The 25,504-nt window shown below is 30.8% G+C and carries 28 protein-coding genes; 17 read left to right on the forward strand and 11 right to left on the reverse strand.

Features of this window, described 5'->3' with window-relative positions:
* Nucleotides 1-74: 74 nt before the first annotated feature.
* The 4 genes from NH341_RS05205 to NH341_RS05220 all read right to left on the reverse strand — a co-directional run bounded on the left by NH341_RS05205 (nt 75) and on the right by NH341_RS05220 (nt 3,673).
* Complete coding sequence (locus tag NH341_RS05205; protein WP_253055895.1) at nt 75-1,013, reverse strand: aldo/keto reductase; 939 nt, start codon at nt 1,011-1,013, stop codon at nt 75-77.
* 4 nt (nt 1,014-1,017) lie between these two features.
* A complete protein-coding gene (locus tag NH341_RS05210; protein ID WP_173360665.1) occupies nt 1,018-2,223 on the reverse strand; it encodes an MFS transporter in 1,206 nt (401 codons plus the stop codon).
* Between the two features lie 2 nt (nt 2,224-2,225).
* A complete protein-coding gene (locus tag NH341_RS05215) occupies nt 2,226-2,978 on the reverse strand; it encodes a type 1 glutamine amidotransferase domain-containing protein (protein ID WP_159616078.1) in 753 nt (250 codons plus the stop codon).
* Between the two features lie 122 nt (nt 2,979-3,100).
* The gene (locus NH341_RS05220; protein ID WP_253055897.1) at nt 3,101-3,673 is read right to left on the reverse strand and encodes a Crp/Fnr family transcriptional regulator; all 573 of its coding nucleotides are present in this window, start codon (nt 3,671-3,673) and stop codon (nt 3,101-3,103) included.
* A 163-nt stretch (nt 3,674-3,836) separates the two neighbouring features.
* On the opposite strand from NH341_RS05220, the gene NH341_RS05225 reads away from it, so the two are divergent.
* From NH341_RS05225 to NH341_RS05300, 16 genes are all read left to right on the forward strand, one after another.
* The gene (locus tag NH341_RS05225) at nt 3,837-4,349 is read left to right on the forward strand and encodes a VOC family protein (RefSeq protein WP_047789299.1); all 513 of its coding nucleotides are present in this window, start codon (nt 3,837-3,839) and stop codon (nt 4,347-4,349) included.
* An 11-nt stretch (nt 4,350-4,360) separates the two neighbouring features.
* Entirely contained in the window at nt 4,361-5,446 is a 1,086-nt protein-coding gene (locus NH341_RS05230) for a major royal jelly family protein (protein WP_253055899.1), read from the forward strand.
* A 432-nt stretch (nt 5,447-5,878) separates the two neighbouring features.
* Entirely contained in the window at nt 5,879-6,799 is a 921-nt protein-coding gene (locus NH341_RS05235; RefSeq protein WP_253055901.1) for an AraC family transcriptional regulator, read from the forward strand.
* A gap of 76 nt (nt 6,800-6,875) precedes the next feature.
* A complete protein-coding gene (locus tag NH341_RS05240) occupies nt 6,876-7,808 on the forward strand; it encodes a nuclear transport factor 2 family protein (RefSeq protein ID WP_239178925.1) in 933 nt (310 codons plus the stop codon).
* A gap of 2 nt (nt 7,809-7,810) precedes the next feature.
* The gene (locus NH341_RS05245; protein ID WP_253055903.1) at nt 7,811-8,833 is read left to right on the forward strand and encodes an alpha/beta hydrolase; all 1,023 of its coding nucleotides are present in this window, start codon (nt 7,811-7,813) and stop codon (nt 8,831-8,833) included.
* Between the two features lie 120 nt (nt 8,834-8,953).
* Complete coding sequence (locus NH341_RS05250) at nt 8,954-9,391, forward strand: MarR family transcriptional regulator (RefSeq protein ID WP_073181308.1); 438 nt, start codon at nt 8,954-8,956, stop codon at nt 9,389-9,391.
* A gap of 69 nt (nt 9,392-9,460) precedes the next feature.
* On the forward strand, nt 9,461-9,940 hold the full coding sequence (locus NH341_RS05255) for a hypothetical protein (RefSeq protein ID WP_253055905.1): 480 nt from the start codon (nt 9,461-9,463) through the stop codon (nt 9,938-9,940).
* Nucleotides 9,937-10,875, forward strand: a complete 939-nt coding sequence (locus tag NH341_RS05260) for an NAD(P)H-dependent oxidoreductase (protein ID WP_253055907.1) — start codon at nt 9,937-9,939, stop codon at nt 10,873-10,875. The genes NH341_RS05255 and NH341_RS05260 overlap by 4 nt, the downstream gene beginning before the upstream one ends.
* Before the next feature lie 2 nt (nt 10,876-10,877).
* Entirely contained in the window at nt 10,878-11,474 is a 597-nt protein-coding gene (locus tag NH341_RS05265) for a short chain dehydrogenase (RefSeq protein ID WP_253055909.1), read from the forward strand.
* Between the two features lie 10 nt (nt 11,475-11,484).
* Nucleotides 11,485-12,555 (forward strand): ankyrin repeat domain-containing protein, encoded by a 1,071-nt coding sequence (locus tag NH341_RS05270; protein WP_253055910.1) that lies wholly within the window; start codon nt 11,485-11,487, stop codon nt 12,553-12,555.
* Between the two features lie 114 nt (nt 12,556-12,669).
* Entirely contained in the window at nt 12,670-12,987 is a 318-nt protein-coding gene (locus tag NH341_RS05275; protein ID WP_073181312.1) for a hypothetical protein, read from the forward strand.
* Complete coding sequence (locus NH341_RS05280) at nt 12,962-13,897, forward strand: FAD:protein FMN transferase (RefSeq protein ID WP_253055912.1); 936 nt, start codon at nt 12,962-12,964, stop codon at nt 13,895-13,897. The genes NH341_RS05275 and NH341_RS05280 overlap by 26 nt, the downstream gene beginning before the upstream one ends.
* Nucleotides 13,894-15,150, forward strand: coding sequence for an electron transport complex subunit RsxC (gene rsxC, locus NH341_RS05285; RefSeq protein ID WP_253055914.1), 1,257 nt, complete (start codon nt 13,894-13,896; stop codon nt 15,148-15,150). The genes NH341_RS05280 and rsxC overlap by 4 nt, the downstream gene beginning before the upstream one ends.
* Nucleotides 15,147-16,238 carry an RnfABCDGE type electron transport complex subunit D gene (locus tag NH341_RS05290; RefSeq protein ID WP_253055916.1) on the forward strand — a complete coding sequence of 364 codons (1,092 nt, stop codon included), beginning with the start codon at nt 15,147-15,149 and terminating at the stop codon, nt 16,236-16,238. Before rsxC ends, NH341_RS05290 begins: the two co-directional genes overlap by 4 nt.
* Before the next feature lie 5 nt (nt 16,239-16,243).
* Complete coding sequence (locus NH341_RS05295) at nt 16,244-16,891, forward strand: nitroreductase (protein ID WP_073181315.1); 648 nt, start codon at nt 16,244-16,246, stop codon at nt 16,889-16,891.
* Between the two features lie 148 nt (nt 16,892-17,039).
* Nucleotides 17,040-17,315: a hypothetical protein gene (locus tag NH341_RS05300; RefSeq protein ID WP_047789310.1), complete on the forward strand. Its 276-nt coding sequence runs from the start codon at nt 17,040-17,042 to the stop codon at nt 17,313-17,315.
* Nucleotides 17,316-17,381: 66 nt separating this feature from the next.
* Here NH341_RS05300 and NH341_RS05305 read toward each other — a convergent pair whose 3' ends face one another.
* From NH341_RS05305 to NH341_RS05315, 3 genes are all read right to left on the reverse strand, one after another.
* Nucleotides 17,382-18,305 (reverse strand): GyrI-like domain-containing protein, encoded by a 924-nt coding sequence (locus NH341_RS05305; protein ID WP_253055918.1) that lies wholly within the window; start codon nt 18,303-18,305, stop codon nt 17,382-17,384.
* A gap of 399 nt (nt 18,306-18,704) precedes the next feature.
* The gene (locus tag NH341_RS05310) at nt 18,705-19,013 is read right to left on the reverse strand and encodes a hypothetical protein (RefSeq protein ID WP_047789311.1); all 309 of its coding nucleotides are present in this window, start codon (nt 19,011-19,013) and stop codon (nt 18,705-18,707) included.
* On the reverse strand, nt 19,000-20,313 hold the full coding sequence (locus NH341_RS05315; RefSeq protein WP_253055920.1) for an NAD(P)/FAD-dependent oxidoreductase: 1,314 nt from the start codon (nt 20,311-20,313) through the stop codon (nt 19,000-19,002). Before NH341_RS05315 ends, NH341_RS05310 begins: the two co-directional genes overlap by 14 nt.
* 113 nt (nt 20,314-20,426) lie before the next feature.
* Here NH341_RS05315 and NH341_RS05320 point away from each other — a divergent pair, with 113 nt between their 5' ends.
* A complete protein-coding gene (locus NH341_RS05320; RefSeq protein WP_047789313.1) occupies nt 20,427-20,861 on the forward strand; it encodes a hypothetical protein in 435 nt (144 codons plus the stop codon).
* Here NH341_RS05320 and NH341_RS05325 read toward each other — a convergent pair.
* From NH341_RS05325 to NH341_RS05340, 4 genes are read right to left on the reverse strand one after another with little or no spacing between them, the layout of a single operon-like run.
* On the reverse strand, nt 20,856-21,383 hold the full coding sequence (locus NH341_RS05325; RefSeq protein ID WP_159492500.1) for a hypothetical protein: 528 nt from the start codon (nt 21,381-21,383) through the stop codon (nt 20,856-20,858). The two genes, NH341_RS05320 and NH341_RS05325, sit on opposite strands and share 6 nt — an antisense overlap.
* Nucleotides 21,384-21,806, reverse strand: a complete 423-nt coding sequence (locus NH341_RS05330) for a secondary thiamine-phosphate synthase enzyme YjbQ (RefSeq protein ID WP_253055922.1) — start codon at nt 21,804-21,806, stop codon at nt 21,384-21,386.
* Nucleotides 21,807-21,815: 9 nt separating this feature from the next.
* A complete protein-coding gene (locus tag NH341_RS05335) occupies nt 21,816-22,565 on the reverse strand; it encodes a LytTR family DNA-binding domain-containing protein (protein ID WP_047789316.1) in 750 nt (249 codons plus the stop codon).
* A gap of 2 nt (nt 22,566-22,567) precedes the next feature.
* Entirely contained in the window at nt 22,568-25,483 is a 2,916-nt protein-coding gene (locus tag NH341_RS05340; RefSeq protein WP_253055924.1) for a histidine kinase, read from the reverse strand.
* Between the last annotated feature and the right edge of the window lie 21 nt (nt 25,484-25,504).

Raw genomic sequence — 25,504 nt, forward strand, 5'->3', positions numbered from 1 at the left:
AAAATTAAAAAAATTGAACTACATCAAACAGTTTAAAACTTAAATAAGTAAACATGTCTGATGTAGTTTTGTTCTTAGTCATTCCAGATACCCTCTGCTGTATACGGACCTTTTTCAACTTCCCAAAAAGTACCATCTATAAAACGATGATTTTTATCTAAAGCTTCAATACGTTTCATATCGTCTTCATTCAATTCAAAAGCAATAGTATTAAAGTTTTCTTGAAGGCGTTTTGGGTTAACCGATTTTGGTATTACCGAAACACCACGTTGTATATCCCAAGCTAAAAGTACCTGTGCTGCAGTCATGTTATTAGCAGTTGAAATATCGTTAATAGTCTTGTTTTTCAACAAATTTAAATCATCATCATCATTTGCACCAGAACCTATTGGTGCATAAGCCGTCATGTGAATGCGATGTGCTTTAGCGAATTCTAACAGTTCGTTTTGTTGTAAAAACGGATGCACTTCTACCTGAAGCATTTCTGGTAAATGTTTAGCATGATCAATAATATCTGTTAAATCATTTTGGTTGAAATTACTCATCCCAATATGCTTAGCTAAGCCTTGTTCTAAAGCATCTTCCATACCTTTCCAAGTGTCTGTAAGTGGTTGGTCTTCAAGCGGAATAAATTCTTCTGCTGTTTTAGGAAACTCGACACCTTTTTTAAAGGCAATTGGCCAATGGATTAGGTATAAATCTAAATACTCTAACTGTAAATCGTTTAAGGTGTTTTGTAACGCAGGAATAACGTTTTCTCTTCCATGAGAATCGCTCCATAATTTTGAAGTAATCCATAGGTCTTCACGTGTAACAATACCTTCTTTAATGGCATCTGCGATAGCGTTTCCTACTTCTTTTTCGTTACCATATACTGATGCACAATCAATATGTCGGTAACCTATTTTAATAGCTTCGTATACCGACGTGTACACTTCGTTAGGTTCTGATCTAAAGGTACCAAGACCTAAAATTGGCATTTCGTCGTTATTTCTAAATTGTAAAGTTTTCATTGTTTTAAAGTTTTTCTTTTTTGTATAAAATCAAAGTGATTAAAAAGCCGACTATTACTAATATACTACCTACCCAAGGTGTTGCGCCAACACCAAGTGAAGATTCAATAATAAGTCCGCCAACATAAGCACCAATTGCAATACCTACATTAAAGGCTGCTATATTTAAAGCTGATGAAACATCTTCGGTACCTGGCAAGTACTTTTCAGACATTTTTACTACATACAATTGTAATGCTGGCACGTTAGAAAAGGCTAATATGCCCATAAAAAATAGTGTAACCACTGACCATATTTGGCTAGATGCTGTAAAATAAAGTATTAACAATACTATAGCTTGTAAGGCAAACATAACCATTAAGGCTTTCCCTGGTTTTTTATTAGATACTTTACCGCCTATTACATTACCTAATGCAATTGCAATACCGTAAACTAGTAATAAAATACTCGTCATATTTGCTGAAAAACCAGTAACTTCTTCTAATAAAGAAGCTAAATAGGTAAAGGTTACAAAAGTACCACCATAACCTAAAGCTGTGATAGAAAGTACCAGCAAAATAGAACGGTTTTTAAGTACTTTTAACTGATCTACAATACGAAGTGGTTTTGATGTTTTAATCGACGCTGGTACCAAAAAGTAACTTGCTACCGCACCGATAATTCCTAAGATAGCAACACCTATAAAGGTGGCACGCCATCCAAAGTTTTGTCCTATATAGGTTCCTAATGGTACACCAGTAACGATTGCTACAGTTAAACCTGCAAACATTATAGAAATGGCAGAAGCACGTTTATCTTCCGGCACTAAACTAGCTGCAATTGTTGAGCCTATTGAAAAAAACACACCATGTGCAAAACCTGTTAAGATTCTAGCTAAAATTAGTAAGATAAAACTAGGTGCAATAGCTGCCAATCCGTTACCAATTATAAATAATAGCATTATGGCTATTAGCAGTCGTTTTCTTGCAATTTGACTTGTTAATGCGGTTAATACTGGCGCACCAATTGCAACGCCAACGGCGTACAGACTTACTAATAAACCTGCAGAGGATATTGAGGTGTTTAAATCGTTTGCTACTGTTGGCAGTAAGCCAACAATAACAAATTCTGTAGTACCGATACCAAATGCACTTATGGTTAATGCCCATAATGCAGCTGGTAGGCTTTTACGTTTTGATTTTGCTTTTAAAGTTCCTATTTGCGTTTCCATTTTTAGTGTTTAGCCTTTAAAAGTTCTACAATTTTTTCTGCTGCTAATTTTGCAGAAGCAGGATTTTGACCTGTTACTAAACGCTCATCTACGCTTACTTTTTCTTGCCACATAGCTGCTTTATCTACAGTCGCACCACGTTCAATAAGTTTGTTTTCTAATAAAAATGGCACAACGTTTTCCAATTTTACATTGGCTTCTTCTTCATTTGTAAATACACTTACCGTTTTACCATCGACTAAATAATTACCATTAGATAATTTAATATTTACTAAAGCCGAAGGACCATGACAAACAGCTGCTACAATACCATCATTTTCGTAAATTTTTGCAGCAATTTTTGCTAGTTTTTTATTGCTTGGGAAATCCCACATTGTTCCATGTCCACCAGCATAATAAATAGCGTCGTAATCTTTAGCTTTTACTTTTGAAGCTTTTAATGTGTTTTGAAGTTTGTTCTGAAATGTTGCATCATTCCAATATTTATTATTCACTTCATCCTTAAGATCAAAACCATCTACTGGCGGGTTTCCTCCTTTTGGACTAACTAGTGTTATCTCATAATTATTAGCTTCAAAAACCTCATAAGCATGCGTAACTTCACTTAAATAGTAGCCAGTTTCTTTTCCGGTTTTACCTAATTCTTGGTGACTAGATAGTACCATTAACACGCTTGGTTTGTTTTGTTTTTTTTGTGCTATTAATGCAGTGCTAAAAAATAAAGCAAGTATGAATGTATAAAATCTTGTTTTCATTGTTTTGTTTTTTGTTTAAATTTCTTAGACAAAATTCAATGAAAACCTTAGCATATACGAGGATGTATGTCACAATTTTAAAGTGATGTATCGCAATATAAAAATGTGATGTATATCATTTTTTAACCTTTAAAACGACTTAAAGTTTCTCTAGAAACTCCTAAGTAAGCTGCTATTAATTTTTTGGGTACGCGTTGTACTAGCTTAGGTAATTTAAATAATAGAGCATCATAACGTTCTTCAGCTGTTTGAGTTAATAAAGATAAAATTCGTTGCTGTAGGTTAATAAAACCGTAATTAGATTTAACCCTAAAAAAGTTTGCTATTGCAGGAATTTTTTCGCAGATAATTTCTCTTGATTCAAATGATAAACAGAAAAATTCTGAATCTTCAATACAATCTACTATAGTTGTCGCTAACTCTTTATACTGAAATGCATAATAATCACTAACCCAATACTCTTCCATAGCAAATTGAAGAATATGCTCGTGCCCTTTTTCATCTATAATATATGATTTTATGAGCCCTTTAATAATCCAAAACTCACAATCTACTGGTTGTTCTGTTTGTATTAAAAACTGGTGCTTTTTAAGTTTTTTAAATTGAAAATGAGGTTTTATAATATTCCATTCCTCATCTGTAACCTTAACAATTTCTTCAAAATGCCTCCTCAGTAATTCATATTTATCTTGCATTCGACAAATTTAAATAATAATTTCAATAGAGTTTATATACAAAAAACAACACATTATTTATATAAACAAAGTGTTTAATAACTTTTCACAGAACTTTAATATAATTTATACTAAAAAGAAAATAATTTTGTCCTTTGCAATTAACTTTATAAATTATAAAACAATGAAAACATATCCTAAACGATTTTCTCATATTGGAATTACAGTACCTGATATTAATAAAGCTGCTAAGTTTTATTCAGAAGTAATGGGCTGGTATACTATTATGCCTCCATCTCTAGTAAAAAAAGAAACTGATACAGCCATAGGGCAAATGTGTATTGATGTATTTGGTGACGATTGGGAAACCTTTGAAATTGCCCATTTAGCAACCTCTGACGGAATAGGTGTTGAGCTTTTTAGTTTTCCTCACGGCAAAAAAGAAGCTCCAAAATTTAACCCATTCAATACAGGGTTGTTTCATTTTTGCATCCAAGATCCTAATATTGAAGGCTTAATTGAAAAAATAGTTGCAGCTGGAGGAAAACAACGTATGCCTATTAGAGAATATTATCCGAACGACAAACCCTATAAAATGTGTTATGTAGAAGACCCTTTTGGAATTGTTTTCGAAATTTACACACACAGCTACGAGTTAACATATTCTTCTGGTGCTTATGCTAATGAAGAAAAGTAAAATATTTTAAAATGAAAAAAATACTCATACTATCGCTATCTATTTTCTCTCTTATTACTTGTAAAAACGAAACTAAAAGAGAAACTAAAAAACCTGAAAACAAGCAATCTATTTCAGAAAACAAATCAAACATTACAGAGATTGCTAGCTTTAAAGGGCAGCAAGTTACAGGAGTTACTGTAACTCAAGACGGTCGTGTATTTGCTAATTTTCCTAGATGGCGAGATTCAGTAAAATATTCAGTAGTCGAAGTGTTTAAAAATGGTTCGTATAAACCTTACCCAAACGAGGTTTGGAATCTTTGGCAACTAGGAAAACACCCAAAAGAAGATCAATTTCTTGCTATACAATCTGTTGTTGCTTTTGAAGATAAACTATACATTTTAGACACGAGAAACCCAAAATTTAATGGTGTTGTAGATGCTCCTAGAGTGTTTATGTTCAACTTGAATACTAATATTTTAGAGCAAACGTATAAATTAGAAAAGGACAGCTATCATACCGATTCTTACATTAACGATTTACGTGTAGATAAGACCAATAACAAACTATATCTTACAGATTCTAACCACGCAGGATTAGTCGCTTTAAATTTAAACACAGGAAAAAGTACCCGTATTTTAGATAATCATAAAAGTACCATGGCTGAAGTATCTGAACTTACGTTTGACAACACAGTTTGGAAAAACGTTGTGCATTCCGATGGAATTGCGTTTGATCAAAAAAATCAACGTTTATTTTACCATGCACTTTCAGGTTATAGCTTGTACTCTATTCCAGTAAATAGTTTCAATTTAAAAGACAAATCTAAAATAGAAGCTTCTGTAAAATTTGAAGCTAAAACGTCTGCGCCAGATGGAATGATTTTTGACCAAAAAGGTAATCTTTATTATGGCGATTTAGAGCACAACAAAATTAATTATATTACTCCAAATGGTACTATTAAAACTTTAATAGAAGGTGAAAAAGTAAAATGGGCAGATACTTTTAGTATATACGATGGAGATTTGTATTATACCAATTCTAGAATTAATGAAGCCTCAGGCGATATCAGTAACCTAAATTTTACCATTAATAAAATTGCATTGCCAAAATAATGTAATATCAATACATCTTTATTAAAGTATTATCGTCTACTAAGTGAATATGAAAAATAATTCACCTATGAAAATAGACAAACATTGTAATCGTTAAAACAAAAAATCGGCTTAAGTTTTTTGAAATTTTAAGCCGATTTTTTATACTGAGACATTACTACAAAGTCCATTTGAGACATCTATACACTAAACACTTTTTTAATAAATAAAAAAGTATTGTAAACTATATTTATAAGTAAAAAATAAAGTTGAAATAAATGACTTTTAGATAGCAAACGCTTCTAATATTTATTAATACATTGAAAAAAAATGGAAATAATAGTTATTTAGTTGATAAACTTCAAGATAAAATGACTGTAAAATATAAAAATAATCAACGTCTTAATTATATAGTTTTGTAAAGTCTATTGTTTAGTTTCGTCTTTAAATAGTATGCAACACTTTAAAAATATAGCCGCTTATTGTAAGGCAATTAATATTTCACCACCAAAGCATCCCGATTTTGACATCAGAAGCTTTAAAGACAATATGCCTACAATAGTTAGTCAAATGCCCGCTTTTAGGCATGAGTTTTATGCTATTGCTATAAAAGTTGAAGGTAGTGGCATTGCTATTACAGGTCATTTTAAAGATTTTCCAGACGGTTCTGTTATTTTTTTTAACTCGCCTTTTCAACTTATTTCCTGGGATATTATTCCAGATTGGAATGGTTATTATCTGATGTTTTCTAAAGATTTTATCGCTAAATCTAATTTTCTTCAAGATATTTTAAGTCATTTTTCGTTTTTAAAAATTGAAAAAAGCATGCCTTTTGAAGTAAATAAAGACGATGTGACTAAAATACTGTCTATATATAATGCTATTTACAATGAATACCACAGCGATAACGTTGACAAGTTTCAACTTATCGAATCGTATTTATTACTATTACTAAATGTGGTAAAACGGTACTTTCACAAAAACATTAGCAATACAAATGCTGCTGCCGAAATACGTAAAACCGATTTAAAAATTCTATCTCGTTTTCAATCACAAATTGAAATAAGCTTTTACCCTAACTCAATTATTTCTAATAAAACCAATCCGCACACCACACGATTTTATGCCGAATTATTAAATATTCATCCTAATCATCTAAATGCTGTAGTAAAGCTAATTACTGGTCAAACTGCAAAACAAACTATACAAAAACACGTCTTGCATTTGGCTAAATCACGTTTAATACATTCAGAAGCCAGTATTAAAGAAATTGCTTATGGTTTGCATTTCGATACACCAAACAGTTTTAGTAGTTTCTTTAAAAAACAAACTCAAAAAACACCAGCTAACTACCGTAAAATAGCTAATCTTTGATTTTCCTACCTCTTGCTTTGATTCTATAAATTTTTCTTCGCTGTTCCGTAGCATCTTTGTACCGTAAAACAAGATTATGAAATATTTATTAACGATTGCTACTCTCTTAGTGGCAATTACAATACAAGGCAAAACAATGACATCACCAAAAGACATCGTTTTAAAGTTATTTAAAGCATCTGATGAAAGGGATTGGTCTCAAGTAGAAGACTGTTTTAACACCGAAGTTGTATTAGATTATTCCTCTATGGGAAGTCCAGCAACGACCTTAAAACCATCAGAAATTACCAGCACTTGGAAAACCATTTTACCAGGTTTTACCTACACTCATCATCAAATAAGCAACCTTACGGAAACCATAAATGGTGAAACTGCCAAAGTGTTTGCTTATGGCACAGCAACCCATTATTTAGAAGACGACAAAGGACATCTTTGGACGGTAGTTGGCACTTATAATTTAGACTTAAAACTAATAAATAAACAATGGAAAATCACTAAAATGATATTTAATTTTAAATATCAAGATGGTAACCTTTCCTTACCGCAAAAAGCTATCAATAATGTTACAGGACATGTAAAAGAATTATCAACTTCAGAAAAAAACATCCGTACGGTTAAAGCATTCTTTAAAGCACTTGAAGATGAAAATGCAGGAACTGTAGCCAATCTTTTTGCAGAAGATGGTAAGCAAATTAATCCATACCATTCAGACCTTTTTCCTAAAGGAGCGCAAGGACAAGCAGGAATAAAAGCCTATTGGGAACCTGTTTTTCCAAATTTTGATGGAATGACATTTAACATTGAAGACATTTTTGCAATGGAAAATACTGCAATGGTATATGCAAAATACACAGGACACATAAAACTAAAACATAATGCAGGCATATACAGTAACAACTATTATTCAACTTTTAAATTCAATACTGAAGGTAAAATTACCGAATATGTCGAAATTTTCAACCCAATAGTAGCCGCAAGAGGTTTTGGCTTAATCGATAAAATCAAATAAACATGAAAATATTAACAATAGCACTTACAGCATTTATAGCAATTACTGGCTATAAAGCCATCACAAAAAACAGCCCACAAAAACTAACAAAGACAAAAGAAATAACACATAAAAAGATGAAAAAAGTAACATTTAAAAGCGATGGATTAAACTTAGTAGGCCATTTATATTACCCAGCAAATTATAGAGAAGGAAACACGTATCCTGCAGTAGTCGTTTCAGGAAGTTGGACAACCGTTAAAGAACAAATGGCTGGTTTATATGCTGAAAAACTAGCGGAAAAAGGGTTAATTACATTAGCTTTTGATTTTAGAAATTATGGTGAAAGTGAAGGTGAACCACGTTTTTACGAAAGCCCAAATCTTAAGAAAGAAGATATAAAAAATGCAGTCTCTTTTTTAGAAAGTTTAAAAGAAGTAGATAATTCAAAAATTGGTGCATTTGGTGTTTGCGCAGGTGCAATGTATACCTTAATAGCTTCTTCAGAAGACAACCGCATTAAATCTGTAGTCACTACAGCATCTTGGTTACACGATGCAGAAGCTGTAAAATTATTTTATGGAGGTAAAGAAGGTGTGCAGGCAAAAATTAAGGCAGCACAACAGGCAAAAAAAATGTATGGAGAAACAGGGGAAGTAGCTTATATTCTAACCATTTCAAAAACAGACTCAACTGCCGCAATGTACGGACCATACGATTATTATTTAAATAAAGATCGTGGTGCTGTAAAACAATGGAGTAACGATAAATTTGCTGTAGCAAGTTGGGAAGATTGGTTAACAGTAGATCCAATGCCAACTGCAAAAAAATTAAATAAACCTGTATTAATGATACATTCAGACGGTGCTGTGCTACCAGCATATACCAAAAAATATTTTAATAACATTGCAGCAACCGACAAAGAATTGTATTGGATGGATACAGAGTTAGAATCACCATTTCATCAATTCGCATACTACGACCAAGATGCCGAAGTTATTGAAGCTGTAAAAAAAGCAAGTAACTGGTTTGTTAATAAAATGTAAAAAAGAAATAGGTTATAATAGTGATTTAAATAGTATTTAAATCACTATTATAATTTTAAGTTAAAAAATTGTATGTACAACTAATTACATATAACTTTGTCTCATAATTTTAATAAAAAAATGAGTACACCTTTAAAGTCTTTTCAGGAATGCTGTTTGTATTTTACTACAAACACTCTATCAAGGTATATAGGTAAACTGGCAGAAGATGCCTTCAGAGTTACTAGTCTAGCACCATCTTATGCTCATTTAATGTTATTAATAATTGATGAACCTAATTTAAGTCAAAACGAATTAAGTAAGCGTATAAATGTAAAAGCATCTACAATGACTCGTTTTATAGATAAATTAGTTCTGATGCAATTAGTAGAACGAACTCACGAAGGCAGAAACACACTTATTATTCCTACTGAAAAAGGTAAGAACCTAAAACCTTCATTAGACGAAGCACTGGGTAACTTATATAAAGCTTACTGTAATTTATTAGGAGAAGAATTTGCTGTAAAACTAACTGCTGACATGCATTTAGCTAATACAAAACTTAACGAAGTAGAATAAAAGTCTATCAATACTTTGATAAATGAAAGGCTCTAAATTAAATTGTATGTACAACTAATTTAAATACTAATGAATACAAAAACTATAGAGTATGAACAACTAATGCATACTTTTCGAAATAGAAAATTTACTAAAAATGATATTAAAAGCTTTGTTTACAAAATATTTTCTATGTATGAACGGGCTACTTGTAATAACGAACATGTATCTGCAGAAGCTTTCAATAAATTAATTGCAGATGATATTTTCGTAGACTTTCCAGCTTACAAAAATATACATTCAAAATCTGAATTTTTGGAATGGCATAGATGGATACATGATTTACTCATTTCTGATGATCATGACATCGAAAAAATAGATGTAAGTTACCTTAGTAACGGTAAGTATATGGCTCAATTTATTGTACACTGGCGGGCTCTTTTTAAAGACAACACTTACTCTGATCTCCGTGTAGATCAACAATGGATAATGCGAGAAGATACCAATGAACCATTACCTATTATAGAACGCTATTTGGTAACGGGCGCCACAAATTTTAAACAAAAATGAAAACATTAATGATTTTAGCGCATCCAAATCTTAAAGATTCGGTAGCCAATAAACATATATCAACAGAAATTGCAGCACAATTTAATCATTTTGAGATCAGTGATATCTTCAACCAATATCCCGATTTTAAAATAGATGTAGAAGCCGAACAAGCCAAACTACTTGCTGCAGATACGATTATTTTTCAATTTCCATTTTTTTGGTACAATATGCCAGCCATTTTAAAACAATGGTTTGATGAAGTGTTTAGTTTCAACTTTGCATATGGTTCTAAAGGTGATAAATTAAGAGGTAAAAACTTTTTGTTAAGCATTACCGTTGGCGGACCAGAAGAGGCATACACGCCAATAGGTTACAATCATTTTGCCATAGAAGAACTAATCAGACCCTTACAACAAACGGCATATTTAAGTCAAATGAATTATCTAAAACCGGTTTATACACATGGTTTAACTTATGTTCCGGGTGTGTATAATACCAAAGAGGTTGTTTTGCAACGTGCCGATAATCATATTAAAAAATTAGCTGCTGTTTTAGAGGAAATAACCAATACTAGTGCAGAAGTACGTATTGAGCGCTTTGTAAAAGATTGGTTTGCCAAATTTGATGTTTTGGCAGATGCATCTTCATTTACGCCTTATATAAATAACGATACGCAATTTCAATTTGTTGAGGGAGAATTTACTGGTATTAAAGGGTTTGAAACTTGGTACACCAACATTAAAAATACCTTAAAACCCAATAATGAACATCGTATTGAGTCCATAATCATTCAAGAAGAAAACAATGCTTTTGATGTGTATTTAACTATTAAGCTAAAAGCAGAAAAAGTATCTGGTGAATTATTACAGCTCAATGTTAAAGAACATTGGAAGCTAGTCCTAACAACTAATGGTCAAATACAAATTAAAGAATATATAGTAAACGAATTATAAAAATGAAAAAAGTAATTATAGTCGGTGCAACAGGCATCATTGGTTCAAAAGTACAAGATATTTTATGTAAAGATTATGAAATTATTACTATTAATCGTACAAGTGGCAATTATAAATTAGACATGGCAAATGCAGAAGCAGTAGATACTACGCTTAAAAGCATTGGTGGTTTTGATGCACTAATAGCAACAAGCGGTTATGGTAAATGGGGAAACATAGAAGAACATAGTATTCAAGATTTTCACGACGGTTTGCAAAGTAAGTTAATGGGGCAAATAAACTTAGTTATGCTGGGTAGAAAGTATGCCAATCCAGGTGCGACTTTCGTATTATCTTCTGGTATCTTAGCAAAACAACCAATGGTTGGTGGTTTATCTTTAAGCGTTATTAATGCAGGTGTAGAAGCGTTTGTAAAAGCAGCTACCGTAGAAAGCAAAGAATTTAAAATTAATGCGGTAAGTCCATCTTTTGCAAAAGAAACTATGGAACAAATGGGAATGGATTCTACCTATGGTGTACCAGCAATTGAGTTTGCCAAATTGTATAAACAAGCCATAGAAGATGATAAAACAGGTATGATCTATCACATAAACCAATAAACATATTAGTATGAAAAAAAAACAGTTTTTAATGGTAATTTTTACAGCCTTAATGCTGTTAAATTGCACCCAAAATCAAATAAAATCTTTAGAAAAAAAAGAAATTAAAACCATGCAACAAACAGCTACAGGTTTACCACAGCTCCATCAAGCTATTATAGATAATGATGAAGTTAAAGTACACGAACTAATTGCCAATGGTGCCGATATTAATCAATTAGATAGTCGTATGGGTAATGCTCCATTACATATTGCTTCGCAGACCGATAATCCAAAAATGATCGATATTTTAATTAAAAACGGTGCTTTTGTAAACCAAATTACACCACGTGCTGGGCACTCACCTTTAATGGTTGCTGCTTGGTACAGTAAAGGTGAAAATATAAAAGCTCTTTTAAAAGCAAAAGATATTAATATTTATGTAAAAAGCCCTAACGGTGGCATTATGGCTAGAGATATGATTGGTGGCTGGGATTCCTCTCCAAACGATAATGACCAGAAGAGGTATGATTCTCTTCGCAAGATAATTGATGATTATGAGGTGGATTTGAAAGAAAAAATAGCTGAGCAAAAAATATATCAGGTAGTAATAAACAAACAGCTAACCGAAGACCAAAAGCTTGAAAAAGTAACTGCTTTAATAGCAGCAGGAGAGCCTGTAAATACTGAATCGTATATAACAGGAACAGGTAACGATAAACATTCTCCGCTATTAGTAGCTTCTAGGAATAATTATCCTAAACTTGTTAATGTATTACTGAATGCTGGTGCAAACATTGGTCAGCGTGGTTACCCAATGAATGCAATTGCGTTTCATAAAGGTGGTTATAAAGGCAATCCAGAAGTTTTAGAGTTATTGGTAGCGCACAAAGACGCCCAAAAATATATAGACGATCAAGGATTGAATAATGGCTACACACCTTTGCATGATGCTATTTGGCACAACAATCCAAAAGCGGCACAGGTGCTAATAGATGCAGGAGCACGGTTAGATCTAAAAACCTATGAAGGCGATACGCCTTTAGATTTGGCGAAACGTTATAACTATACTGAAATAATTAAGGCTATTGAAGTAAAATAGAAATAAACTTAAGACAAAAGTCATTAAGTTTATTTACTCTTTAACGAACCATTAACTACTATATTATTTATTTGTAACACGATTGATGTTACCTTTGGAGTTTACATATAATCTATGAATTTTAAGCATATAATACTTTACCTTCTTGGCATTAGTTTATTACTTTTTGGTAATCGTAATTTATGGGATAAGTGGCAAGAATCTCGAGAAAAATATAAACGAGAAAAAGCACTTGCTACTGTTAATGACAATGTTGAAAAACGTTTTGAAACTCAAAAAATCACCTACGACACCATTACAAAAACATGGAAAAATTCTAATTTTTATTTTCAAACAATAAATTTAGGAAATGTAAACTTCAAAGCTTTACGAAAAAAAGGACGAACAACTATAGAATTGGATGGAGATGAAAATGCCTCAAGTAGCCAGTAAAGCCTATATTACACAAACCCGGTTTCTATTTCATTGTCATATTAAAATTAAAATTCCTGCAAATTATCCAGAAACTTTGTTAGAGGATTGTTTCTCTTTATTAGAAATAGTAGATAGCACCTACAATTCGTATCAAAAAGGTTCTTATTTTAATCAAATTAATACCAATGCAGGTTATTGGGTTACGGTTGATAATGTTACAATTAATTTACTAAAGCAAACCATAAAAATAGCAGAAATAACAAATGGAAGTTATGATATTTCTGCTATGCCCTTAATACGTTTATGGGGATTTTATAAGGAAAAACCTACTCAACCCCCTAAAGAAACAGCAATAGTAAGATGTTTAAAACAAGTAAATTATAAAAACATTCAAATACATGGTAATCATGTAAAAATAGCACCACAACAAGAGTTAATTACAGGATCGTTTATAAAAGCCTATGCTGTAGATCAACTTGTAGCCTTTTTAAAAAACAAAGGTGTTACAGATGCTATTATAAATGCTGGTGGTAGTACTATTTATGGCTTATCAGATAACACACACCCACAATGGTATATTAAAATACCACATCCTAATTTAGATAATAACTTTAAACGCTTGTCGATACAAAATACTTGCTTTTCATTATCATCTACTCAAACTCAGTTTTTAGAAATTAATGGTAAAAAATATAGTCATATTATAAATGCACAAACCGGATTTCCCTCGCAAAACTTACAAGTTGGTTTATGTTCAAAATCGGCATGTTTAGGCGATATGATTTCTACAGCCTTATTTGGGGCAGACATATCTCAATTTAAAACTATAGTGTCTCAACTTCAAAAAGTGTTTGATTTTGAAGTTTATATTATAGACCACCAAATGCAACTACATTCGCAATATTTTAAACCCTTTTTAAGCTTATGATGCATATTCCATCATTAAAATCGAAAACAAAATCAAAAACAATAAAAACACTTGCGACTCCAAAATACTTATATATGCCTTTACAAGCTTACCGAGGTAATTTGAAGCCTTTGGTAGGTATAGGTGACAATATTTTGAAACATCAAAAAATCGCTAGTTCCGAAGGTATTTTTGCGTCATCAATACATGCACCAGTATCAGGCACTGTGATAGACATAATAAGCAATGATGGTTCATCTTATATTAAAATTGAAAATAATTTTAGGGAAGAAGAAGTTTCTAAAAAACCAATTAATATTGAAGCTTTAACAAAGGAACAAATTCTTACGTTTATAAAAGAATATGGTATTGAAGGTAGTGGTGGCGCGCGTTTTCCTTCTGCAACAAAATATCAAACCAATACGCAATCTATATCGTATTTTTTAATTAATGGTGCCGAGTGCGAACCTTATTTGAGTGCAGATTATGCGGTTATGCAACAAGACGCAGAAGCATTAATTAAAGCCATTAAAGTTGTACAAAAAGTAATTAAAGCTAAACACATTATTTTTGGTATTGAAAAACAACACAAAGAATTAAAATCTCATTTGCAAAATGTAGCCTCTAGATTAGGCATTACAATTCAAGTAAAATTATTACCTAACACTTATCCTCAAGGTGGTGAATTACAGCTTATAAAATCATTAACTAAAAAAGAAATATCAAAAGGTAGTATTCCTGCAAATCATGGTATTATGGTTAATAATGTTGGTACTTTATGGGCATTGTATCAAGCATTTTATAAACAACAACCTTATACCGAACGTATTGTTACAATTTCTGGCGAGAAGGCTGTAAACCATGGTAATTATAGAGTAGCTATTGGTACACCTTTAAATCATATTTTAGAAACATTAGGTCAACCATGGGATAACGATATGCAAACGGTTATTTTGGGAGGTCCCATGATGGGAAAGGCTGTACACCATCCAGAAACACCTATAAACAAAGGTAGTGGAGGCTTATTGACTATGCCAAACCCTAAGAACAAACGTTATAACTGTATCCAATGCGGATATTGTACCGATGTTTGTCCGCAGCGTTTAATGCCAATGGAGTTTGCGCGTCATGCTGCAAATAAAGATACTCAAAAGTTAAACGATTTTAACTTAATGGACTGTATAGAATGTGGTGCTTGTGCGTATATATGTCCTAGTGATGTGCCTTTAATGCAAAGTATTTTTTCTGGTAAAACCTTAATACAACAAGCATGAGTTTAAACCCATATATAAAACCAAAATTTGGTAGTACTTCTGCTGTGATGTTAGATGTTATTATTGCATTATTACCTTTATCCATTATTAGTATCATTGCGTTTGGTATGCTTGCTTTAAGCTTACTGTTAGTGGCCATAGGAACTGCTTTATTAACAGAACTTGTTTGCGCGTTCTTATACACAAAAAATTATAAAAGTATTTTAGATGGCTCTGCTATTGTAACTGCTTTGTTAATGTGTTTTACAATTTCGCCAATAACACCTTGGTATATCGTTGCTTTTGGTGCTGCTGCTGCGATTATTTTTGGTAAAGTAGTTTGGGGCGGATTAGGTAAAAATAGATTTAATCCTGCATTAGTAGGACGAGAATTTATGACTACTTTCTATCCTGTAATTATGACCTCGGCAAGTATTTGGGCAACCAAAAGCTTTGTTAACACACCAAGTATTAACTTATTCTCGGGTTTAGAACATCCATTTTTGTCTCAATATTTAAACCAACTAGTTTATAATACTAGTGGAGCTATGGGAGAATATTCAATATTGGCTATTAGCTTAGGTGGACTATATTTATTATTTAAAAATAGAATATCTTGGCATATTCCGCTAGCGTTATTATCTGTATTTTTTCTTGGTTTTTGGTTAATAGATGGTGGTGAAAATTATCATTTTTCTTTAGCAGGCGTATTATTAGGTACTATTTTTATGGCTACCGATATGCCTTCTAGCCCTACCAATACCAATGGTAAACTGTATTACGGCGCTATGATTGGACTTGTAGCTTTTTTATTGCTTTTAGGCAACGTTAGTTACGAGTATATGTCTTTTTCAATTTTAATCCTTAATGGGTTTTCATACTTAATTTCACAAGCATTTAAACCTAAAGTTTGGGGTAAAAGCATAAATAGAAAAATACAAATAGAACAGCTGTTTTTTCTTACGCTAGCTATTATAGGTGTTACTTTATCTGTTATTACCCTTAACTATTATCATTTAACCGCTTACGTTGTATATCTATACATTATATATATTATTTTAAAATTTAATTTTTCATTTAGTAAAAAAATATTCAATCCAATACAGTAGTAATTATGAAGAAGTTTTTGTTTTTAGCTCTTAGTATAGCTTTATTTTCTTGTGAAGAAAAGCCCGTAGAAAAAACAACCTATTCTGGGTCACAACGCGAAGCCATTATAGACAATATTTTAACACGCCGATCTATTAGAAAATATACAGATCAACAGGTTAGTAAAGCCCAATTAGATACAGTTATGAAAAGCGCTTTATTTGCGCCAAGTGCATTGAATAAACAACCTTGGGAAGTACGCGTTATTCAGAATCAAGAATTATTAATCGAAATTAATAATCGTTTTTTAAATTACGCACAAGGCAAAGAGTTTCAAGGTAGTGCCGCACGTTATAGAGAACCTGGTTTTAGCATTTTTCATAGCGCCCCAACGCTTATTGTTATAGCTAGAAATAAAAGTAGTAATATTAGCTATTTAGATAGTGGTATTATTTTACAAAACATTTTATTAAGTGCGCATGCTATAGATTTAGGCACGTGCCCATTAGGGACTTTAGTACCAATTTTAAATCTAGAAGAAAATAAAGACATTTTAGAACTACTAAACATTCCTGAAGGTTTTGAAGTCGCTATTAATGTTGCTTTGGGGTATCCTGACGAACAACCTGTAGCACCAAAACGTTACCCAGATCGCATTAAAATTATAGAATAGATTAAAATATTTTTTATATTTAGTGTTCTCAAAATTGCTATATATTTCTTCATTATATTTTTTAGTTGTCAGTAAGATTTGTTAGCAATTTTATTAAACTCATAAGTATTTTATGAATGAAAAGAAAAATTTAATCAAAAATTAAAATATGATAGAAATATTAGCATTAGTTTTTTTAGGTAAGAAAATAGCTGAATTAGCAGGAGAAAAAGGAGAAAGCCCTAATAAATGGAGAGGTATAATGATTGGCTCTTGGTTTGGAGCAGAAATTTTGGGAATTGTAATATTTGCCTCTACAATTGGAATAGGTGATGATACTATTTTTCCTGCTGCAATGGTAGGGCTAGTTTGTGGCTTAACTAGTTATTTTGTTGTAAGAAGCATATTGACTTCTAAACCTGATGCTGTAAAGGAGTTATCTTAACAATAAAGTATAATAAAAAGGCATAACATTCTAAAGAATGTCATGCCTTTTATGTTTTACAATATTTTAGTCAACAGGTATACAAATATCTACAATACATTTTCCTTCGGGGTGTTCATTAGGGTTGTTATAAAAAATTTCATATGGATCTTGGTCAGCTTTTTTGAAACCATGTTCACTCATCCACACAAAGCTACTTTCCCATGCTTGTTGAAATTCTGACGGAGTAATTTCTAAACGAGATACTATACATTTTAATTCAGGTATTTCTTTTACACTTACTTCTCCTTCAGTTTTTACCTCTGAATTTAAAGTTAAACAAACACTCATTCTTATTTTGTCTTCATCAGTAATTTTAGGACTGTCGTGATATACCGTTAACATTCTTAAATTTTCCTGCTGCATTAACCCTTTAGGATAAGCCCACTCCATTAGCTTATGGTAAGCATTTTCTACTGCATCCATTTTTCCTTGATGTGTTAAATAGGCTACTTTTAAGGTTGGCATTTTTTTTACTTCGGTTTTAGCTTTCATTTGCATCCATTTTAAGTTTGTATTTATATTACAAATGTATTGCTCAAACTGTGTTTCTATTTTTCCATTCTTGCTTTCTGTTTTACAAATCTTGCTATATTTAGATGGACTTTCTTTTTTAAATTCAGCAGGACTCATTCCGTAAAACTTTTTAAAAGCTCTTGAAAATGATGACAAGGTTACAAAACCTACTATTTCGGATACTTCTGTAACTGTTTTATCTTTTTTATTTAGTAAAAAAGAAGCTGACTTTTCTACTCTCTTTCTCGTTATAAAATCATTAACCGTTTCTTTGGTTACGGCTTTAAAAAGCCTATGAAAATGATATGGAGAGAAGTATGCCTTTTCTGCTATTTCTTCTAAAACAAGTTTTTTATCCAAATTTCTTTCAATAAAATCAATAGCATTACTTATACGGATTACTGTTTTATTGGGTATTTTTTTAGTTGAGTTCATAACTACTTCTTATTTAGAAACACCTACTTATCAAGAATTAATTTCCTTTTCTTGCAAAATTAAAAATACAAAACCTCCAATAAAATATAAAATAACATCAAATATGTCCGCTGTATATCTTTCCATATATTTCGGTATTATAAACTCAAAAAAAAATGAATATAATGCACATATATAAACCATTACCCCTAATGGTATTTGATAATGTTTATTATTCTTACTCCATCTTAAAATATAAAGGCATATAGTTAATATTATAGGAATTATTAAAAAGTCGTTTACATAATTATTAACTAATGTAGGTAGTTTTATAATTAACTTTTGTGCTATATAAATTAGACTCCCTATTAGTATTGAAATAGCAAAATAATATGTAAGTATCTTTTGTTTCACGCTACCCTACCCTGCTGCTACCATTGCTATAAACCATGCTATTAAAGCTCCAATAGCACTCACCAATAAATATGCTGAATATAAAACCCAACCAACAATACGGTACAGCCAAAACGAATGTTTTTTTAACCGTTCTGCTAAATTAGGATTTTCTATTTCATGCTTCGCTTTTTTGAGTTCTTCTTGCTTATAAGCTGTAACTTTTTCTTCTTGTTTTTTTTCAAAAGAAATTAATGTATTACAGTTTTTACAGTAATCTCTATTTTTATTGAAAACTCCACAGTTAGGACACTTAATATTTCTAGTGATTGCCATTTTCTTGTTCTTTAAAGCTATACTTATTTTTCTTTTTATAAGGGCGAATAATTAACCTTGTTTCTCTATCAAAACGTATGTAGTTATATACCCAATTCATAAACACTACCGCTTTATTTCTAAATCCGATGAGTGAAAATAGATGTACAAACATCCATATAAACCATGCAAAAACTCCTTGAAATTTCCAACGAGATAAATCTACTACCGCTTTATTTCTTCCAATGGTTGCCATAGATCCTTTGTTGTTGTACACAAATGGTTTTTGTTTTTTGCTTTTTATTTTGGCTAAGATATTTTTACCCAATAATCGTCCTTGTTGAATCGCTGGTTGCGCCATCATTGGATGCCCCCTTTTATAAGTTTTAGTTTCCATACATGCTACATCTCCAATAGCATAAATATTATTGTAGCCTATTACTTTGTTGTATTCATCTACTTTAAATCGATTAGCTCTTTCAACTACACATTCTTCATTTAAACCATTAACAGCAGCTCCTTTTACTCCTGCTGCCCAAATAACCGTTTGTGCTTTAAAATGATCTTCTCCGTTTGTAGTAACAGTTTCTCCATCATAATCAAGTACACGAAGATTTTTCCACACATCTACTCCTAATTTTATTAAAAAATCTTCCGCTTTTTTAGAAGCTCCATTACTCATTCCTTTTAATAGCTCTCCTGAGCTTTGAATGAGATTAATTTTCATCTGCCGAATATCTAAGTCTGGGTAGTCTTTAGGTAAAATTCCTTTTTTCATTTCTGCCAAAGCTCCTGCCAACTCCACTCCTGTTGGCCCACCTCCAACGATAACAAAATTCATTAATGCTCTTCGCTTTTCTAAATCGGTTACCAATAATGCTTCTTCAAAATTCTCTAAAACCAAACTACGAATATTTAATGCTTGTGGAACCGATTTCATTTCCATAGCATACTTTTGAATATTTGTATTTCCAAAAAAGTTTGTTGTTGAACCTGTGGCTATAATCAACTCATCATACTCTAAATTTCCTATCGTAGTTTCTATATAGTTTTTCTCGGCATGTATTTGGGTTACTTTTGCTAATCTGAAGAAAAAGTTTTCTACATCATTAAACCTTTTTCTCAAAGGGAACGCTATACTGTCAGGCTCCAATCCTCCTGTGGCTACTTGATATAGTAAAGGTTGAAAAGTATGGTAATTGTGCTTATCTATTAATACTACTTGTAAATCTTGGTTTTCTAGAGCTCTTGCTACTGCCAATCCTGCAAACCCACCTCCTATAATTATTATTCGAGGAAAACTTGTTTGAGGTATGTTCATTGTTTATTAGGATTTTAAATCTAATTAGCAAATTTAACTAAAAGAGAAAGGAGTTAGTTAAAATTTATTTTTTAGTTTTACGCTCGCCCCCGTTAATCAAATCAATAACTGTCATGTTTAATTTTTTTAAAAAGAAAAAAGTAACGAGTTTAACTATTATATGTGATACTAACATTATACATGTTAATAATAAACCTCTTACATTTCCTACTAATTATAATACTTTAATTGATGTTTTAGGCAAACCTAGTAGAGAATTAAAAAAAAGTAATAATTATATTATTTGGGATACACATGGTATTTTTTGCGGTTATACTGATAGAGATAATATTTTATCCATAAATGTTTATCAAAATAAAAAAGATAGAAGTGAGTATAACACCCAAAAGCAGTTTAAAGGAAAGCTTTTTTTAAATAATGAAGAAATTACTAATAATGAGTTTGGTAAAATTCCATTAGGTAAAGTAGCTATTCACAGACTTGGTAGAGAGAGTGACACCCGTTTTGGATTTAGTCTTGGCGTTAATAGAGATTATAAAGATTTATAACTCTAATTTAACTTGCTGTAAGGTTTTGTTTGTTGTGATGAGTTTGTCAATTATTTTTCTTCTTAAAGTTTCAATATCCTCTTCATAATAACGTGCCCACTTGTATTCTTTAAACAGAGTTTGAATTTGTTTTAAACGCTGATGTGCAAACTCTGAAGTCATTAAAAAATGAGCTTCTTCTGAATTATTTTGAACTCTTTTAATATTCACTTTATGCACTGTATAACCTACTTCTAAATAGAATACTTTATCAGTACTATTTAATGGATAAAAATCAGACCAATTTGCGTACCCTACATAATAATTTTGATTTTTATAGTTTTCTATTCCCTGAATCTTCCAACGACAATTGGCAACTCTACCCCAGTGATTTGAATAACGAAAAACACCCTCCGCTGTGTAATAGTAATAACTACCTGATTTACTTTGAAAATGTGCCTTCATATCATCAAAGAAATTGACATTTTGCATTTCAAACTCACAGTACGTACTTCTGTAAAAATTGAATTTATGATACTTCATTTAATTTCCAAAAGCGGTTAGTACTATTTTTCTTTTACCTCCATAATTTCTGTGCTCACCTAAGTATATTCCTTGCCAAGTTCCTAAGTTGAGATTTCCATTGGTAATTGGAATTTGTACCTGACATCCTAACATAGAACTTTTAATATGTGCTGGCATATCATCGGCACCTTCATAATCGTGTTTATAGTATGGCATATTTTCAGGAATCATTTTATTGATATGCGATTCGAAATCTATTCGAACGGTAGGATCTGCATTTTCATTAATAGTTAAACTAGCAGAAGTATGCTTTATAAATACCTGTAACTGTCCTATTTGAATATTTTCAAGCTCTGGAAGTGCTTCTAACAAAACATCTGTAATTAAGTGATAGCCTCTATTAAATACTGGTAATTGAATTTCTTTTTGGTAAAATTGCATTTTACAAATCTAAAATACTTCTTTTATAATTTTTAGAAATTCTTGCTTTTTTGTTTTTGAAATAGGAATTGTTGTTTGATTTTGCATTAGTAAAAAATCTCCGTCTTTTTTAACAAATTTTTCTAAATAATGAAGGTTTATTAAGTAAGATCTATGACATCTAAAAAATAAGTTGTTTCCCTGAAGTTGATTTTCAAAGTATGCTAGTGGTTTACAAATTAATTCTCTTTCTCTATTTGCTAAATGTACTTTTGTATACATTCCATCTGCTTCTAAGTATAAAATATCTTCATGCGAAACAAAAATAATTTCTCCTGGTACTTCTAAAGCTATTTTATGTGATGATAATGATTGAATGGCTTTTTTTAACTCTGAAAATTGTGCTGTTACCTTTTTTTGGTTAATATTAACTTTTGCTTTATTTATAGCTACTCGTAACTCTTCTCTGTCAATTGGTTTAACCAAATAATCTATTGCAGATAATTTTAGTGCTTCTAATGCGTATTGTTGATATGCTGTTGTAAAAATTAATTGAAACTCTATAGGCTCTGAAATAAAATCTAATATTTCTAAACCTGAGTACTCAGGCATTTCAATATCTAAAAAAACAATGTCTGGATTGTTTTCTTTAATTGACTTTACTCCATCTACTAAGTTATCTGCTGTAATAACATTTTTTATTTCAGGAAAAAACTCTGTAAGCATCGTTTTCATTACACTACGTGCTTTTGCCTCATCATCAATTATTAAAGCTTTCATTATTAAATTCTTTTTATTTTTAGTGTTACTATCGTTCCTGTAGCATTATTGTTTTCATCTACTTTATCCGTAAAATCTACTGAAATATCAAATAACTTTTCTTTCTTATACAACGAAACTCGCTCTTGGGTAGCGTTTACAGCAAAAGACTTATGCCCTTTTCTTTTCTTATTAATTTCTGAAGATTTTTTTCGTCCAACACCATCATCTTTTATCGTTATAATTAAAACCTTGTTAATATTTTCTTCTATTGTTATCCATAAATTCCCTCGGTCTTTCTTATGAACAAGTCCGTGTTTTATAGCATTTTCTACAAAAGGTTGTATAAACAACGGCGGAACTTCAATTTGATCTTTATTTATGTTTTTATCTACTAAGAAGTGAACCTTAAATTTATTTTCAAATCGTAATTGCTCTAATGATATATAAATCTCGAGTGAACTAAGTTCTTCTTTGAGTAGTATTACATTTACTCTACTATGATTTAAATACATTCTTATTAAACGAGAAAATTTAACTAAGTAATCACTTGCTAAATATTTCTCATTCTTCATTACATAATCTTGAATAGCTCCTAAGGAATTAAAAATAAAATGAGGGTTCATTTGTGAGCGTAAGTTTTCTAGCCTTAACTTACTTATTCTACTATCTAAAATTACCCTTTCTAGTTCTCGTTCTCCTTCCTCTTCTTTCCATTTTAATTTAATTCGGTAATATATTATTATTCCTAAAACAGATATTATAAATATTGTCACAATAAACCACCAACTTTCCCAAAAAGGCTTTTGTACAATTATTTTAACTCCTTTACTTTCTTTTCCTATACTTCCATCTAAACTTTTAGTTCTAAGTAAAAACTTATATCTTCCTGATGGAATTCCAATATATCTTACTACATCATCGTTTAACTCAGATGTTTGCCATTCTGTATTAAAACCTAAAAGTTTATATTGAAAAACATTTTTACTACTAGATTTAAATCCATTAGCATTAAAGTTAAATGTAATGTCGTTAGTTTTGTAAGGCAGTTTGTATTTTGTTTTTATTTCTTGTTCTATTCCTCCAATTTTAACATTACTTATGTAGGCTAACGGAGCTAATTTTGGTTCTATTAACTCTGGAACAGATGTGTTTATTCTACATAAAAAATTGTTACCAGGTATCCATAAATAATTATTTTGTATTACTGGAGTTTTAAATTTTATAGCACTTTTATCAGTTAAGTTTATTGTATTTATTATTTTTTTATCTGTATCGTATCGCTGTATTCCTTTTTCAGTAACAATCCATAGAAAATTGTCCTTCCCTAAAATTCCTTTTATTTGAGATTTTAACAATCCGTTTAAACAGGTTATGCTATCAGTTACTTTTCCTGCCTCTAAAGCTAAAATTTTATCTCTTGTAGTTGCCCATATTTTACCGTTAGTAATTTGAGTGTATTCAGAAAAAATAATAGGTTTATTTTGATGATGTACTGGAATAGTTTGTAATTTATTGTTATAGGCTACTGTTCCATCAATATAAGTAACGTAAATAAGTTTGTTTTTTGAATCGTAATGAGTACTAATAGGTCTTTTGTTTTCTAAAACTATATAATCTTTATTTCTAGAAAGTTGAGTATAAATAATAGCACGTCGATATGATAGATACACCAATGAATCTTTATTTATTTTCGTAAAACCTTTAGCTGTGGTAAACTGATTTCCTACATTAGTAATTTTCAACTTTTTTATATCATATGTATAGCTACTGGTTCCGTTTGTGCTTATATATGCTTTTTGTAGGTTTTTATTATATTTTATTCTATTAACAGGTCGTTGATTAGATAAACTGATAATTTTATAATAATTATCTTCTGTATTGTAATCTATTAAGTTACCATTTTGAGTTCCTAATAATAATCTATTATTACCAATGGTTTCTATTGAGATAATATCTTCTTTTATTTCCACAAAACTTTTCTTCGTTATTTCTAAACTTGGCACAACGAAAATTCCATTTTGCAGTGTTGCAAGCCAATAATTATTCTCATTATCTTTTAGAACATCAGTTATATGATAATCTTTAAAAATTTGTTTAGTATTATTTACTTTGTTTTTGTTTAAAGTTATATAAATACCTTTTGATGTTAACAACCAGTTTTCTTTAAACTTTTTGGTATTATAAACTTGTGCTTTTTTAAGAGCTTCAGGAAGTTTTGTGGTAGTTATTTTTCTCGTATGTATATTAACTGAAAATATCTTTGAGTTCTCCTTTTCTACTTTAACAACAACATCATCAAACCATTCAAACATTTGAAGCTTTCCTTCATTTAAAAAGTTTTTTTCTATATCAAAGTTTATTTTTTTAAAAACTGCTTGCCCACTTTCTTCATAAACTTGAGTTATAGTATTAGCTTCTTTTAAATTGTAGTAAAAAAAACCATTTTTTGTTTTTGCTATTTTAGAAATATTGGCATTTAGGTCTTTTTTTATCGACGCAGTTTTTTTATCTATTTGGTAACTTTTTCTTTGTGATATAAAGAACACATCATCATTAAAAACAATTAAGCTTGCAAATGCTCCTTTCAATTCATTTGAAAAATCTTTAAATAATTGTAGTTCTTTATTTACTACTTTATAAATATGTCCTGAAATGGTCGAACACCAAATTTGTCCTTCCTTATCTATTTGTAAGTTAAAAATACTTTTTGTGGTAGAAATAGTATTTTTAACTTGCCTAAATCTTTTACCGTTGTAATAAAACAAACCTTGCTCCCCTCCAACCCAAACTAGGTTATTTTTATCTTGTATAATATTATAATTTGCTAAAGATACTAATCCATCATCAGATGTAAATTGTGTATAAAAAGGCTCCTGTGAAAATACATTTTCAAAGAGAAAAGAAATAAAGATTAGTATATAAAAAGTTTTTTTCACAAATTTAATTTTATTACAAAA

This window comes from Tenacibaculum sp. XPcli2-G (genome assembly GCF_024124505.1).
Lineage (GTDB): Bacteria > Bacteroidota > Bacteroidia > Flavobacteriales > Flavobacteriaceae > Polaribacter > Polaribacter mesophilus.